This is a genomic window from Panacibacter microcysteis (assembly GCF_015831355.1).
In the GTDB taxonomy this organism is placed as follows: domain Bacteria; phylum Bacteroidota; class Bacteroidia; order Chitinophagales; family Chitinophagaceae; genus Panacibacter; species Panacibacter microcysteis.
Genome location: NZ_JADWYR010000001.1, coordinates 1,865,110 through 1,879,110, shown reverse-complemented (window position 1 = coordinate 1,879,110; position 14,001 = coordinate 1,865,110). Strand labels below are relative to the sequence as shown.

Sequence of the window (14,001 nt, the reverse complement as noted above, 5' to 3'; positions counted from 1 at the left end):
TATTGATCTGTTGTACAAGAGTGCGACGCAACAGGTGATGCCACAAAGTACAGGTGCCCGGTACATAAAAAAACCCGGCCTTTACAGACCGGGTGATAAGTGGTGTTTTAAGTGGTTATTGAATCATTACAGAGCTTGTATAAGCGATGTTCTCTTTGGTATTGATTAGTTTGATGAAGTACACGCCTTTTGGATAGGTTGCAACAGGAACACTTAAGCGGTTGATCATTTTAGCAGCGGTAAACAACTGGCCAAAATTGTTGCTGATGGTTACTGCATATTGTTTATCGTCTGGCAACTGTATTACAAGCTGGCTGCCGCTCTGGTATGTTTTTAGCAACGGGTTCGTTTTTACGGCACTGGTAGCAGTGGCTTTGGCAGCTTTCTTTTCAGTAAACTGGATATCGAACCTTTCGCCACCGATGATGGTGTTTTTATCCATTTGCTGAATATCGAACAGGAAGAGTTTGCCCGGGTTAAAAGAACGCGGCATTACAGTAAGTGTAACACTTGCCAGTTGATCCGGGTTAACAGGAATGCCATAGATTGTTCCTTTTGGAGACGTGAGCCTTACAACAGTTTTGCCCTGTTTATCTTCTGTAATAAAGCCGCCTTCTACTTTACCGCTTCTGCCAAGCCAGTCTTTGGCAAGGTCGCCAAGATCGATCTCTACATCGGCAACCTCGAGTATGTTGTTGTTTTCTTTTTCTTCAGGCATTTTAAATGCAAGGTCGAAAGTTGAAAAATCTCTGCCCAGTAGTTTACCACCTGCAACCAGCACTGAAGTACGAATCAGGGTAGCGTCAGGCAAGGCGTTAACGATAGAGATATTTTTCCAAACGATATTGTTGTTCTTCTTTACGTTATCGCCAAGGTTGGTTGTTTCAGGAAATGCCATACCGTAGGGAACAGCGGGTGTAGTTTCAATTCTTGCCAGCAGGCAGAAGTGCGAAGCATCGCTACCAAAGCAGGGGGCATAATCTGTTGGCTTGGGCGGCGTCCACGAAAACACAAGTGTGGTTGTGCCACCGGAAGAAACTGCGGGTATAACTTTTGTGCCGATTGCACCGCCAATATTTAAGGGCGTGCCTGCACAGCCGTAAGAGGCGCCGGTCCAGGGGAAGGTCCAGCCGAGGCTGGCGGATGCTTTGGCCCAGTAAAGTTTTAGCCTGCTGCCGGTAGCAAGTGAGGCCGCCACGCCCCTGTTGCGCACTTTTACATACACGTAGTTGGTTTGGCCATACTCAGGGTTTTGGTGCGTGGTACCGCCGTCGTTGGTGTTTCTTACCCATATATCAGGCGATACAAAGTAAGCCGAAGCATTATCAGGATTGGGTTCCAGCCCGGCATCGGTTACCTGGTCTTTCATGTAAAGATCGGGACCACTTTTCCATACGGCCCTGTATAAATTTAAGCGGCCATAGCCCATTTCGTTGCTGAAGCCTGATGCATTGTAAGTATAACCACCTACCTTATCTGCATTTTCGGTGAGTATGTTGAATACCTGCTGCTGTGTAAGATTTGCATTTAGCGAAAGCAACAATGCTGCAGCACCGGCTACCTGTGGGCAGGCGGCGGATGTGCCACCCATTCTGCCGGTGTAAGCATCGAAATTTGTACCCGCTGCAGGAAGATAAGTGCCGGTTGTATTTGGATTATAACCTGTAGCACCGGGAATATCCATAGACCATATTTCAAAATCTTCCCCGCGTATTTGAGAAGGGTAAGCACGGTGTGATGGTGCCACAATATCTACTACCTGGTTATCGGTACTTGCAGTATTGCTGGTGGGGCTGTAGTTGGCCTGCGCATCGTACCTGTCTGACGCACCAACGGTAAGTACACCCGCAACGTTTACATTGCCGGGAAATGTAACAAAACCATTGTTGCCGGATGCATGATTGGCTGTATTACCTGCAGCAAATACCACCACACAGCCAAGCCCGCCACGGCCGGTAGTAGTAGCATCTGTAATGGCTGTAACGATTGCCGGTACAAAGTTGGACAAGCTTGTTCCATAGCCCCAGCTATTGGATAAAATCTGCGCACCATTATTTTTTGCGAAGGTGATGGCATTGGCAATATTGGCATCAGAAGCAGAAGGGTTCAATATTTTGATGGGCATTATCTTACAAAGCGGCGCAACACCCGCAACACCCTGGCTGTTATCCCTGGTGGCGGCAACAAGACCTGCGCATGCATTGCCATGGTTACCGTTGCCCACAGGTGATGGATCGTTGCCAGGTGTAGCGGTTGAAAAATTACTGCCGCTCAATCGTACCTGCCTGGTGTTCGGCAGATCAAAGTGGTTACTGGTTACGCCTTCGTCGAGTACGGCGATGGTAATGGTGTTTTTACCTTTTGTGCGTGCCCAGGCCTCCGGTGCATCTATATCGGCATCTGCCGTACCTGTATGGCCGTCATTAATAAGCTGGCCAACATTGTGCAGGTTCCATTGCTGCCCAAAGTATTCATCATTTGGAACCTGGTGCATAATGATATCCCGGTAAAAATTTGGATGAGAAAACTCGGCCACTCCGCTTTCCATGATTGCATTGGCAACCTGCAGCGTATTGGCTTTGCGTGGTACAGCCACTGTATAAAACAACTCTCCTTTTTGTAAAATGGTAACATTGAATTTTTTTAAGATGGCTTCGATGTTTGATGAGTCGATGTCTTTTTTAAAGCGAACAAGAATTTCCTCTGTTGCGGAAAGCGCCAGCTTTTCCTTTGCTGTCTGAAGCAGTGGCTGAGCACTTATGATGTCGCTTTCATTTTGCAGTTGCTGCAGGGCGGCGCCATCTTTGTCTTTGAGTGCATTGATAATAACAGTGCGGTCATCTTTCCATTCCTTGTTTTTGAAGGCGCCGCTTTTTTCGAGCAATGCTATTTTTTCTTTTGCTTTATCTGCATTGATATAGCGCAGCACGTACTGGCCCGTTACGGTTTCAAGAGAAATTTTTTCTGTAAAGGCGTAATAGAAAAGGCCGTTTTGAAAATGACCAAAACTGCTGAAGACAATGGCAGCAAGGCATAGCGCTGCCATTAAGGTGCTAAGTAAAATACTGTTTTTCATACGTTAGGTTTGTAGTATTAAATAGATAAGCGGTTGTGTTGGTAACCACACAGGATTTGTTGCAGTACAAAAATTACCGGGCCCGGTTAATTAAACTGCTTAGTTTATCATAGGTTACACTTTTGATTGCAGCACAAAAATGCAAAGCAGTTTGCTCGAATAAAAGCGTAGTTCTACTAAATGTAAGAAGTGATTTTACGCATCATGATGCGTATGGTGAAAGTGGTTAGCTATTCCATCTTTGCGTGGCAATGTTAAAACCCGCAATGTCCAATACACGGTCTACAACGGTTAGCGCCACTTCTTCGATCGTTTGTGGCCGGTGATAAAAAGAAGGCGTAGCGGGGCAGATGATACCACCCGCAAGTGTTACGGTTTCCATATTCCTGATATGGATAAGGTTATAGGGTGTATCTCTTACCATAAGTATCAGCTTCCGCCGCTCTTTGAGCATTACGTCAGCGGCACGTGTTACCAGGTCGTCGCTTATGCCGTTTGCAATACGGCCCAGGGTGCCCATGCTGCAAGGTGCAACGATCATTATGTTGTAGCGTGCCGAGCCTGAAGCGAAGGGTGCCGAAAAATCGTGTTTATCGAAATAAGTTACAGGGTAGTTTTTATAGTCTTCATTGCTAAGCTCGGTTCTCCAGACTTCTTTTGCATTACTGCTCATTACCACACCCAGTTCCTGCCACTGCGTTTTGATGGTCAGCAGTTTGTCCAGCAACACTTTTGCATATACAGCGCCACTGGCCCCGGAGACAGCTACAACAACTTTATTCATTGAAAGCACTTTTTTTACCAAACAAAAGTAGCAGCTAAAAGGTTAACCGTGGTGAAAGAAGAATTATGTGGCGGGCTGCAGTACTGCTATGGGGCTTCTGTTGTGTCACTCACTTGTACGGCAGCACATTATGCAGCAGTAGCGGTACAAACAGGTTTTTATGTGCAAAATTGCTGGCCGGGGTTTTTAATGGTTATTATAAACAAATTAATCTATTTCTAATTTTATTGTTAAAATTAATGTTGCAACTTTGGCTACACAACAAAAAAATATTTACCTGATTTAACTAGGTGTTTTTCATAGGTTAGCAACGGCCCTGGTATTCTTACCAAGGCTTTTTTATTTACAGGCATTGGAAGACGGCGCATTACAGCGAAAAAAACATACATGAATGCCGGGCCATCTGAGGCCGGCAAACAAAAAACGGGTGTTACACCCGTTTTTTGTTTTGCTGTTATTGCTGTTGATAGATACTTATTATTGTAAAGGCTCACGGTTGCAAGACATGACCCGGAACGCTGCAGCCGCCATAAAAACGGAACCCTGAACCGAGCGTGGCAACAGGCGATGCCACAACGTACCACTGCCGGTTACCAAAAATGTATTTTACAATTGTTCGTAAAGTGCTCTCAGTTTTTCTCTTGTCATGATCTTTTCCCAGTCTTTACCAAGCGCATTCTCCCACAAAGGTTTCATACCCATTGACACGTTGATCATTGCTTCGAACTGCTCATCTGTTAAACCACTGCAGATGCCCGTAGGAATATCGATATTGTTGCGTTCTACCATGCGTTTAAATTCTGCTACGCCCTCGGGGTAATAATCCTGCAAATGATTCATTACAATGCAATTGCCAATGCCGTGTTTGGTGCCGAGCAGGTAGCTAAGCCCATAACTTACGGCGTGTGCCACGCCCACCTGCGAGTATGCAATGCTCATTCCGCCGGCATAAGAGGCCATCATTAATTTATCGTCGCACTCTTCATCCCACGTATCTTTTTCCAGGAAAACATACTGGCAAAGTTCCAGTGCTTTTTCGCCATAGCTTTTGCTGAATTCGTTGAGGAAAGTGCCCTGCAGGCTTTCTATACAATGGATATAACAATCCATACCGGTATAAAAACGCTGGTTGGCCGGCGCATTGGCGGTAAGTTCAGGATCGAGTACGATCTGGTCAAAGGGTGTAAAATCTGAGTTCATACCCAGCTTTCTTAAAGGGCCGGTAAGTACGCATGTGCGGCTTACCTCTGCGCCGGTACCGCTGAGCGTAGGAATACCGGCTTTGTACACGCCGGGGTTTTTTACAAGATCCCAACCCTGGTAGTCTGCGGAAGAACCGGGATTATTCATCATTAGTGAAACGGCTTTTGCAAGGTCCATAACTGAGCCGCCACCAATACCTATAATGCCGGAGACGGTACCAAATTCATCTTTTAACTGCTGCGCCAGCGCATCTACATAAGTGGTCTTGGGCTCGTATGTAACATCGGCAAAAATTATCTTGTCGTTGTTTCTCAGCGGTATGCGATTGACGAGCGGTTTATTTTCGAAGAAATGATCTACCAAAAAAATCATTGGGGCACCGGCTTTACGGTTCGGTGCAAGAATTTCATCCAGCTGGTTAAAACTGCCTCTTCCATACACTACATAACTAACCATTCTGAAATTGCGAAACTGTGCCATACAAAAAATTTTTGCGAAGTTATGAGAATGCGTGTTTAAGCTTTGCCTTCGGCTATTTTATTCATAGCTGGTTTTACCAGTATACTTTCGTAACCTTTCTGCAGCATGTAACGCATGGTTTTCATTTTCTTTTCTGCTGCTGTACCGGTTTTTAAACTGTTCCATTTTTTACTGATAAGGCTGTTGAGAGTTTGCTGGTATGCCTGATCTTCAATATTTCCGAGGGCGGTGCTTATGTTCCTGCTGCTTACTTTCTTTAGTGTAAGCTCGTGCTTGATCTTTATCTTTCCCCATTTTTTTAGCCGGAATTTACCCCTGGCAAAACTTACAGCAAAACGTTCTTCATTCAGGAAATCGTTTTCAATAAGCCATGCCACCACCTGTTCTGCATCACGCTTCCAGGCACCCAGCGCGTATAGTTTTTGCATTACTTCTGCATGAGATCTTTCCTGGTACGCGCAATAGTGTTTTAGCTTTTGTTGTAATTCACTCAACGATGGCAAAAGATGAAATTTATTTTGTAATAATAATAAAACATTGCGGTTTAGTTAAAATTTTGTAGTTTACATTTACACATCTAAGGTTAAAAGATGAACGATACCAAACCACAGGTTTTATTGATAGATGATGACCAGGTTTATTTATTCGCAGCTACCAAAACTATTGAAGCAACAGGCATGGCATCGAGCGTGGAAGTTTGCACCAACGGGTTAGATGCGCTTGAATACCTCAACAGGATCATTGGTTCCGGCGGAAAATTACCAGATGTTATTTTTATTGACATCAATATGCCGGTTATGGATGGCTGGGAATTCCTGGAAGAATACAAATCGGTATCGGTAAAAATACCGGGCAGCATTAAGATCTATATTCTAAGTTCTTCGGTTGATAAAAACGACATCATGCGCTCCAAAGAATACCAGAGCGTGGTAGATTACGTGGTAAAACCCGTTTACAAAGAAAAATTCAGCGAAATTTTACAGGCTGCATTTAACTAACATCCCCACAAACACAAGTAATTCACATTCTGCTGTTGATAAGTGCAAAGCAAAAAATACATATTGCTTTGTATGGTTATTTTACAGTAGGTTTGTTGCCATTTAAAATGAAATTTTTCTCATGAAATTTATCGTTTCAGCATCATCGTTGCTAAAGCATTTACAACAGATCAGTGGTGTAATAAGTGCCAATACTGTTTTACCTATACTCGAAGATTTTTTGTTTGATATTGTTGACAAGAAGCTGAATATTGTAGCCACCGACCTGGAAACTGTAATGCGTGTACAGATGGATGTGGAAAGCAAAACAAACGGCAAAGTTTGTATTCCGGCAAAAATATTGATGGATTCTCTGAAGAACATTGCAGACCAGCCGCTTACTTTTAATATCGACAAAAACTATACAGTAGAAATTACAAGCGACAATGGTAAATACAAGGTAATGGGCGAAAACCCTGATAATTTTCCCAAAGAGCCTGTAGCAGATGATACCAACTCTTTTACCATGACAAGCACTGCCTTGCTCAGCGCCATCAGCGATACATTGTTTGCAGTAAGCAACGACGACCTGAGGCCGGCCATGACAGGTGTTTATTTTGAGCTTACCAAAGATGCGGCACAGTTTGTAGCAACCGATGCCCACAGGCTGGTACGCTACAAAAGAACGGATGTAAAATGCCCCAAGACAGACAGTTTTATAGTGCCTAAAAAACCACTCAACCTGCTCAGGAACGCACTGCCAGATAATGACGATGAGCTAAACATAACCTACAACAATAATCACCTGTTTGTTACACATGGATCAACACAATTGATCTGTCGGTTGATAGATGCACGTTTCCCCGATTATAAAGTGGTTATACCTGCTGATAACCCATACAAACTTGTGGTAAACAAATCAGATTTTCAGAGTGCACTGCGCCGTGTAAGTGTGTTCAGTAACAAAAGTACCAACCAGGTTGTGCTCAGCATCAGCGGCAGCGAACTGCAACTGGCCGCGCAGGATGTTGATTTTAGTTTTGAAGGTACCGAGCGTATGAACTGCCAGTACGATGGAGAAGACCTGCAGATTGCCTTCAATGCAAAATTCCTGATTGAAATGCTGAATGCAGCAGAGACTGATGAAATAAAAATCGAACTTTCTACCCCAACAAAAGCAGGCATTATAAAACCAACAGAGCAGGCTGAAGGCGAAGATCTCCTGATGCTCGTAATGCCATTGATGTTGAATAATTAAGTTGCACAACTTTAATCGCTAATAAGCCGGCATTTTACAATGACCGGTTTTTTTATTGGCTACCAGCTATTGTTTTTCATGGCATCACCTGTTGTGTCACTCACTTGTGCGTTCCGTTTGCATGGCGACTGCAGCGTTGTGTTTTAGCAAGCCCGCATCGGGTACAGCAACGATATCGTTTCGCTTATGCAACACCAGCATGATGCGTGTAAAAAACACCGCGTGTTACACAATGCTGCATTACTTGTTGCCGTACAAGTGAGTGACACAACCAAAGATGATAGTAGCAATGCTGTTGAGACAACACGCTTTCAAAATAAGGTGGTACACACCTTTTGAAAAACTTACCCAGGCGATTGCAATTGACCTCTCTTAATATCAGGAGCCTGCACGAATATCTTCCAGCCGGTGTGAAAAATGTCGCTTGTTGGTGAAATAAACATACCTGATATTTTTACATGGAGATGTATCTCCATCTGCTATATTGGTTTGACCAAATCTAAAACTTTGAAGAGCGGGCATTTCTCTTACAAAATTAATTGTGGGAAGCGTACCACAGTTATTGAAAGCCAGGATAGTCAGTTGCTTTAGGAAGCTAACATAATCATGGTTTTTTATGCCTTTGCAATGATCAAAAATCAATGATTTTAATGAGTGCACACTTTTATCCAGGCAACAAAGTTTTTCTAACCTGGCACAATAATGAAATTCTATTTCTTCAAGCTCTTTTAATCCGCCAAGACCATGTAGATCGAGAACGTTTGACTGTGTTATTTTCAATTTCTTAAGATGAGTAATATAAGAAATGCTGGCGAAGTTTTTTTCTTTAGGTATATAACGATGCAATGAAAGCTCCTGCAATCTGGCGCATTGATCCATGTTTTGGAAATGTGGGCTCCAGTCGGCATTAAACACCTCCAACTTAGGAAAAAAAGAAAAATTCATATGTCTGTTTTTTCCTGAGATTATTGCTGAACGCAAGTCTGAAAGTACATTGATACCAGTTATATCTGAAATCCCCTCTGATATTGATAAATGCTTTACATGGGGATAATGCTTTATAAAATCTACGTTTGGCAGTTTATAATCATGGTAAATTGTTATTGCCACGCCATCTAACTTATGCTTTTCAAACACTCGCATACACTCTGAGATGTGATCAGAATTGATGATGATGTATTTATGCCCATTAACATAGACCTTACAGTTATCGATCATTTCAATTGCCATTCTATGTTGATTTTTTATTTGTTAAACAGGTCTATTCAAAGTATCATACCAGGTTCGAATCAATATGCCAAATGAGCAACCGCCGCAGCCGGAATTCCATATATCGCCGCGATAGTTAAACCGTCAAACACTTCCTGCAAATAACTGTGTGGATGAGTTTAGATATAAGCATAATTAATATTGCTTCTTACTACGTGTCAGTATTTAATTGAAATGATGAAAAGAATTCGCGCAAAATTAATATTCGTGTGCTAAACATGATTCTTCGTATTGCCATTTGCCTTGCAACTCCCCTTCATCCAAATATTGCTTAATTACCCTATAATCTATATTAGACGGAACATTAATAGCTAATATTTTTCTCGCTAAAAATATCTCGCCCTCACACCCCAAACTATTCAAATACTTTCTTACATCTTCAATGAGGATTACATCTTTAAAAAAGTAAAGTCTTACTGTGCTATTTCCTGATACGCTTACAAAATCATCAAAATAGTAAACACCTTCTTCAAGATCGTATTCAGCTTTTATTGTATCCCCTAACGATATCCTTTTTGCTATAAAAGGGATATTATCAATAATATAATTATCACCTCTTTTTATACACCAGAGGCTTTCTTTCTCAAATTCATTTTCATTTATCTTTTGAACAAAAAATATTTTTTGTCTATTAATCATAGTATTTTTTAAAATGGTAAACGCGGTGATAAGCGAAACTTATTAGGTGTTGGCGGCAGTGGGGGCGGTAAGGTAGCCCCTTTTTTCAAATTGCAATCTCTACACAATACCTGTCCATTATTAGGAGTGCCACTACCCCCATTTGATTTTGGATCTATGTGATCAACATGAGCTTCGTTTTTGGAGGTGTTAACCCCTTTTCTTGATTGTGCGGGATTTATTACCAAGTGGATCTATTTCTATAAATCTTCCAATTCACGGATCATGATTTCTCCATTTGAATTGCACCCAGTTTAAACCTAAATCATCATCAAATCTCTGTCCCAGAAAAGTCTTCTTTTTATTAGGTGTTATGTTAGCTGCTTTAGAGCTGATACCCGCCATTGTTAGCCCGAACGGATAATATTCCGTTCACTCCGGTAACGGCCCTCTCGTATGTATCACCTTGCAGGTTATCAAAGAACACATAAACCGTGCTCTGGTTGCTTGCATAAATTTAAATAAATCCACTTTTTGTAACCTGTATATTCTGCAAGTCAGTGTTATGACTTTTTACTACACCATTATTACCTGACATACTGCTGCCATATGATACGTAGTGGAACTGCTCATCAAACAATATCCAGTTTATACCCGCATTTGGTTTCAATTAGCCAGCTATTGTTTTTCATGGCATCACCTGTTGTGTCACTCACTTGTGCGTTCCGTTTGCATGGCGACTGCAGCGTTGTGTTTTAGCAAGCCCGCATCGGTTACAGCAACGATATCGTTTTGCTTATGCAACACCAGCATGATGCGTGTAAAAAACACCGCGTGTTACACAATGCTGCATTACTTGTTGCCGTACAAGTGAGTGACACAACCAAAGATGATAGTAGTAATGCAGGTAGAAAATTTAATGTTGTTATTTCGTTGGCAAAATAGGTTCCCTTTTTTGCTTTGCTTCTCATTCCCTTATTGCCAATTCGTCTATTTATGATTTAATGGCGAAACTCTTAATTATTTTATCGGTTAGAATTGACTGTCCCGAGCGTTTGCTGCGGCACCATATGGAATACGGAAACTCATAATAAATTTCCACACCTCAAAATAAATGATGAATGATATGAGTATATTTATTGTATTCAAAGCGTATTAATAATACTTAGAAAACTTGTTATAACAGCGGATTAATAAAAACAAATATTAAAAGTCAATGCAATCAACTAAAAAATTTGATATTCTATTAGATAACATTTTAGCTCAGGCTAAATATTTTCTCGACAATGCTGCTGAATTTTATCCATTTGGAGTTGCGATTGATAAAAACAAAAACATAAAACCGTTAGGCGTTTACTTAGATGAAGAATTTCCAGATTCTGAAACCGTTTTTAATCAACTGGAAAAAGCTATGTTAACATCATTGTATAATAATGAATATATCGCAGCTGCGATTGGAACTGACATTATTATTAGTACTGCACTACAAGACAGGATAGTACAACGTACGGCAATTCAGATAAAATTTTACATGGAAAACTCTAATTTTGAAACTCATTTTTTTTATAAAAAGATAGGGCCTAGTTATTCTATCGAAAAGGCTAATGTTTAATAGAGTTAGATAAAATTGGCTATGTCACCATTATTAATTGATAGAATTTATTATGTTTTCTGTATAACCATTAACGTAGTTCTACGTTTCGGAGGTGCACTCAACGTAGGTAGTGGTCCTAATTTCGGAAGACCTTGTAAAACTCCATCCTGAACTGGCGTACTCGTGTTGTGAGTTTTTATATCAAAATTTGAATTTTGCAATGGGTTTGTTAGTTTAACCCCGCATCACTGCGGCTTTGATTATTTCTGTATCTTAAATAAAGATCAGGGTTTATTAATAGCCTTTCTGTAAAATAATTTATTGTAAATAAATCTTCCAATTGATAGCGTTATAAAACTTACCAATCCCATTATAAAACCAAATATTGGGGAAAGCAAAAGCGCTATCAGAAACCCTTTAATCCCATATTGAGGAGTTCCATTAAAGACTACTGGTGTAACTCCTGCTAAAGATAAAATTGCTAGTAACAATGCAAATGGTAACATGCCAAGTGCGTAAGCGATTATCAAATCTTTTAAATTAAATTTTTGCATTTTATTGTTTCATTTTAAAAGTATAAGTTGACATTACCAAGTCCATATTTCAGATATTTTTCCCGCAACATAATCTGCGGCTGCAGTGACATAATTTTTAGCTGCCTTTGCTAATTGATATAGGTTAACGCTACCTTCACCTTCAACGGGTCCAATTTTTCCGCTGGCACCTATTTCTAAAGAATTATTTAATGATACTTTTCCACTCTTAACATTTCCATCAGCATCAACAAAATCGCCTGAAAAAGAAACATCAGGTTTTTGCAAATTAATATCATTCTCTCCTTTCAAAACTTGGCAGACTGGTTCTGACTTTAAAAAGGTTCAACTATGGCAAAGACAACATTAGGTAAAAAACTAAGGGAGTGCAGGGAGGATAAAGGTTTGTCCCAACAGGAACTGGCGAAGATTTTAAAAACTTCTCACTCTGTTATCGGTCGTTATGAACGTGATGAGATAAGCCCTACCATTGATGCAGTTAAAAAAAATGGCGGCTATACTTGATACAACAGTTGGTTAATTATTGGGTGAGAGTAACGAAGGAAAAACTTTAAAAGATACTGCCATGCTTAAACGGCTCAATGATATTTCTGCATTGCCTGATAAAGACAGGGAACACATCCTTTACACTATTGACGGGCTGATTAAATCGGCAAAGCTGCAAGCTCTCTAAATACAAAAGCCGCATCACTGAGGCTTTTGTATTTTACTCGTTTTATTACAAACGGCATCGATGATATATGATTAATAATTTGCCTGATTAATTGTATAACGATGTACCTTATCTAAGCTATCAACATACACAACATAGTAGTAATAGTTTAACTTAGAAACTTCATACCAATTATTCACTTCTAACCTTCCTATAACCTTTGTTTTTACATTCCCATAAACATCTCTTAGCCAATAAAAATCATTTTCCTTATTAAAGTATATTCTTTTGCTTTGATAGCTTTCCTCAGGCTTGATTTTTACGTTTGCAAAATAAGAGAAAGAAGAGTCGTACTCCAATTTGTCCAAAATTTCCGATTGACTTAAATCAACAAAAGGATTGATTATACTATCCTTTTTTACTTTCATCCTTTTGACTTCAATGGTATTAGCCCCTTCTGCTTCACTCTTTTTGTTCCAATTCGGGTTTATAATATACTCAGGAGTAATATCTATTTTTTTATCCAAACATCCCTCAGTAATCAAGACTGTAATAATCAAGATGATAAAATTTCTCATACAGCTACTTTTTATTTGGGTTGATTACATCAAATACTGGCGACCGTTAAAGTTTCATACTTATAAAAATTTTTGGTATTAGCACCTTTATATGGCGTAATGTCCCCTGAGCCAACATACATGGCCATAGAGAAGACGTCGTGAAGAAAGAAGAATGGCATCCAAGGCACAAAATGCCGATTCACAAATCCCTGCCTCAATCTTGGGCCAGCAGGGAAAAATTAGTTAACTCAACCAGATTCTTGTTATAACATCTTATTTTTCATTGTTATGAAATTTGTATTTTTCGTTTCCGTACGCCTTCAATCAACTTATCAATTTCTCGTTTATACTTTTATCTAAATTGGTTAATTTATTGTCAGCGAAATAAGAATTTGCAATACTGGCATGTTTTCAAAAAATCTGTCAAATCAGGGTTATGCGATTTATCTTCTAAAAAAGGAATGTCTGATAAGCTAGCATATTTTTTATACAAATTCTGATAAACTTCAAAATAAAAATATTTACAAAATAATTTTTTTAATATTTCCATCAATTCCTCACGATTTGCAACTTGGATCTTTCTGTCAATGGCAATAAAAAGGCGGATCTTTCAAATGTACTTTCTTTGTCAAATAGTTGATCCTTTATATAAGCGTCAATATTATCAGTTTTAGAGACAGCAAGCACATAAGCCATTGTCCATTTTATCGACTGGTTGTAATTACTGTTCTCAAATAAATCAATGATGATAGAAGGATTAAAAGGACTTTCTGCTGAAATCAATGCTCTAATTAAATGTTCACCTTTACCTAAATGTTCTTTATAAATTGCAGGCAGCCATTTTATTACTAACTCTATCATCTTAGATGGTATAACTTTTTCTTCATGGATTTGTCTTATATCGTGATAATGGAATCCTTGAGTTGCAAGCTCGTAAACTAATAATTTTTCTGCCGTTCGATTTTGCTCCATAATA

At 40.0% G+C, this 14,001-nt stretch carries 15 protein-coding genes; 4 read left to right on the top strand and 11 right to left on the bottom strand.

Annotated features, from left to right (window positions below; translation table 11 throughout):
- Nucleotides 1-115 precede the first annotated feature (115 nt).
- The 4 genes from I5907_RS07610 to I5907_RS07595 form a co-directional block, all read right to left on the bottom strand.
- Nucleotides 116-3,076 (bottom strand): S8 family serine peptidase, encoded by a 2,961-nt coding sequence (locus I5907_RS07610; RefSeq protein WP_196990116.1) that lies wholly within the window; start codon nucleotides 3,074-3,076, stop codon nucleotides 116-118.
- A gap of 226 nt (nucleotides 3,077-3,302) precedes the next feature.
- Nucleotides 3,303-3,860: a UbiX family flavin prenyltransferase gene (locus tag I5907_RS07605; RefSeq protein ID WP_196990115.1), complete on the bottom strand. Its 558-nt coding sequence runs from the start codon at nucleotides 3,858-3,860 to the stop codon at nucleotides 3,303-3,305.
- Nucleotides 3,861-4,466: 606 nt separating this feature from the next.
- Nucleotides 4,467-5,543 carry an iron-containing alcohol dehydrogenase family protein gene (locus I5907_RS07600; protein WP_196990114.1) on the bottom strand — a complete coding sequence of 359 codons (1,077 nt, stop codon included), beginning with the start codon at nucleotides 5,541-5,543 and terminating at the stop codon, nucleotides 4,467-4,469.
- 35 nt (nucleotides 5,544-5,578) lie between these two features.
- Entirely contained in the window at nucleotides 5,579-6,046 is a 468-nt protein-coding gene (locus I5907_RS07595) for a regulatory protein RecX (RefSeq protein ID WP_231401992.1), read from the bottom strand.
- Between the two features lie 87 nt (nucleotides 6,047-6,133).
- Between I5907_RS07595 and I5907_RS07590 the strand changes: the two genes are divergently transcribed.
- Together I5907_RS07590 and dnaN are read left to right on the top strand one after the other, a co-directional pair.
- A complete protein-coding gene (locus tag I5907_RS07590) occupies nucleotides 6,134-6,541 on the top strand; it encodes a response regulator (protein ID WP_196990113.1) in 408 nt (135 codons plus the stop codon).
- 121 nt (nucleotides 6,542-6,662) lie between these two features.
- Entirely contained in the window at nucleotides 6,663-7,778 is a 1,116-nt protein-coding gene (gene dnaN, locus I5907_RS07585) for a DNA polymerase III subunit beta (RefSeq protein ID WP_196990112.1), read from the top strand.
- Nucleotides 7,779-8,156: 378 nt separating this feature from the next.
- Here the strand turns inward: dnaN and I5907_RS07580 are convergent, their stop codons facing one another.
- From I5907_RS07580 to I5907_RS21990, 3 genes are all read right to left on the bottom strand, one after another.
- Nucleotides 8,157-9,008 carry a leucine-rich repeat protein gene (locus I5907_RS07580; RefSeq protein WP_196990111.1) on the bottom strand — a complete coding sequence of 284 codons (852 nt, stop codon included), beginning with the start codon at nucleotides 9,006-9,008 and terminating at the stop codon, nucleotides 8,157-8,159.
- A gap of 237 nt (nucleotides 9,009-9,245) precedes the next feature.
- Nucleotides 9,246-9,686, bottom strand: a complete 441-nt coding sequence (locus I5907_RS07575) for a DUF4265 domain-containing protein (protein ID WP_196990110.1) — start codon at nucleotides 9,684-9,686, stop codon at nucleotides 9,246-9,248.
- 8 nt (nucleotides 9,687-9,694) lie between these two features.
- Complete coding sequence (locus I5907_RS21990; protein WP_196990109.1) at nucleotides 9,695-9,913, bottom strand: HNH endonuclease; 219 nt, start codon at nucleotides 9,911-9,913, stop codon at nucleotides 9,695-9,697.
- Nucleotides 9,914-10,881: 968 nt separating this feature from the next.
- On the opposite strand from I5907_RS21990, the gene I5907_RS07565 reads away from it, so the two are divergent.
- The gene (locus tag I5907_RS07565) at nucleotides 10,882-11,277 is read left to right on the top strand and encodes a hypothetical protein (RefSeq protein WP_196990108.1); all 396 of its coding nucleotides are present in this window, start codon (nucleotides 10,882-10,884) and stop codon (nucleotides 11,275-11,277) included.
- A gap of 266 nt (nucleotides 11,278-11,543) precedes the next feature.
- On the opposite strand, the gene I5907_RS07560 is transcribed toward I5907_RS07565, so the two are convergent.
- Both I5907_RS07560 and I5907_RS07555 read right to left on the bottom strand, forming a co-directional pair.
- The gene (locus tag I5907_RS07560) at nucleotides 11,544-11,813 is read right to left on the bottom strand and encodes a hypothetical protein (protein WP_196990107.1); all 270 of its coding nucleotides are present in this window, start codon (nucleotides 11,811-11,813) and stop codon (nucleotides 11,544-11,546) included.
- A 33-nt stretch (nucleotides 11,814-11,846) separates the two neighbouring features.
- Nucleotides 11,847-12,104: a hypothetical protein gene (locus tag I5907_RS07555; RefSeq protein WP_196990106.1), complete on the bottom strand. Its 258-nt coding sequence runs from the start codon at nucleotides 12,102-12,104 to the stop codon at nucleotides 11,847-11,849.
- Nucleotides 12,105-12,143: 39 nt separating this feature from the next.
- On the opposite strand from I5907_RS07555, the gene I5907_RS07550 reads away from it, so the two are divergent.
- The gene (locus I5907_RS07550) at nucleotides 12,144-12,317 is read left to right on the top strand and encodes a helix-turn-helix domain-containing protein (RefSeq protein WP_196990105.1); all 174 of its coding nucleotides are present in this window, start codon (nucleotides 12,144-12,146) and stop codon (nucleotides 12,315-12,317) included.
- A gap of 240 nt (nucleotides 12,318-12,557) precedes the next feature.
- On the opposite strand, the gene I5907_RS07545 is transcribed toward I5907_RS07550, so the two are convergent.
- Together I5907_RS07545 and I5907_RS07540 are read right to left on the bottom strand one after the other, a co-directional pair.
- Nucleotides 12,558-13,043, bottom strand: coding sequence for a hypothetical protein (locus I5907_RS07545; protein WP_196990104.1), 486 nt, complete (start codon nucleotides 13,041-13,043; stop codon nucleotides 12,558-12,560).
- 531 nt (nucleotides 13,044-13,574) lie between these two features.
- Nucleotides 13,575-13,997, bottom strand: a complete 423-nt coding sequence (locus tag I5907_RS07540) for a hypothetical protein (protein ID WP_196990103.1) — start codon at nucleotides 13,995-13,997, stop codon at nucleotides 13,575-13,577.
- Nucleotides 13,998-14,001 lie beyond the last annotated feature (4 nt).

Coding starts and splice junctions, on each gene's coding strand:
- I5907_RS07550 (WP_196990105.1), top strand. CDS start 12,144: ATGGCAAAGACAACATTAGGTAAAAAACTAAGGGAGTGCAGGGAGGAT.
- I5907_RS07540 (WP_196990103.1), bottom strand. CDS start 13,997: ATGGAGCAAAATCGAACGGCAGAAAAATTATTAGTTTACGAGCTTGCA.
- I5907_RS07605 (WP_196990115.1), bottom strand. CDS start 3,860: ATGAATAAAGTTGTTGTAGCTGTCTCCGGGGCCAGTGGCGCTGTATAT.
- I5907_RS07565 (WP_196990108.1), top strand. CDS start 10,882: ATGCAATCAACTAAAAAATTTGATATTCTATTAGATAACATTTTAGCT.
- I5907_RS07545 (WP_196990104.1), bottom strand. CDS start 13,043: ATGAGAAATTTTATCATCTTGATTATTACAGTCTTGATTACTGAGGGA.
- I5907_RS07560 (WP_196990107.1), bottom strand. CDS start 11,813: ATGCAAAAATTTAATTTAAAAGATTTGATAATCGCTTACGCACTTGGC.
- I5907_RS07610 (WP_196990116.1), bottom strand. CDS start 3,076: ATGAAAAACAGTATTTTACTTAGCACCTTAATGGCAGCGCTATGCCTT.
- I5907_RS07590 (WP_196990113.1), top strand. CDS start 6,134: ATGAACGATACCAAACCACAGGTTTTATTGATAGATGATGACCAGGTT.
- dnaN (WP_196990112.1), top strand. CDS start 6,663: ATGAAATTTATCGTTTCAGCATCATCGTTGCTAAAGCATTTACAACAG.
- I5907_RS07600 (WP_196990114.1), bottom strand. CDS start 5,543: ATGGCACAGTTTCGCAATTTCAGAATGGTTAGTTATGTAGTGTATGGA.
- I5907_RS07580 (WP_196990111.1), bottom strand. CDS start 9,008: ATGGCAATTGAAATGATCGATAACTGTAAGGTCTATGTTAATGGGCAT.
- I5907_RS07575 (WP_196990110.1), bottom strand. CDS start 9,686: ATGATTAATAGACAAAAAATATTTTTTGTTCAAAAGATAAATGAAAAT.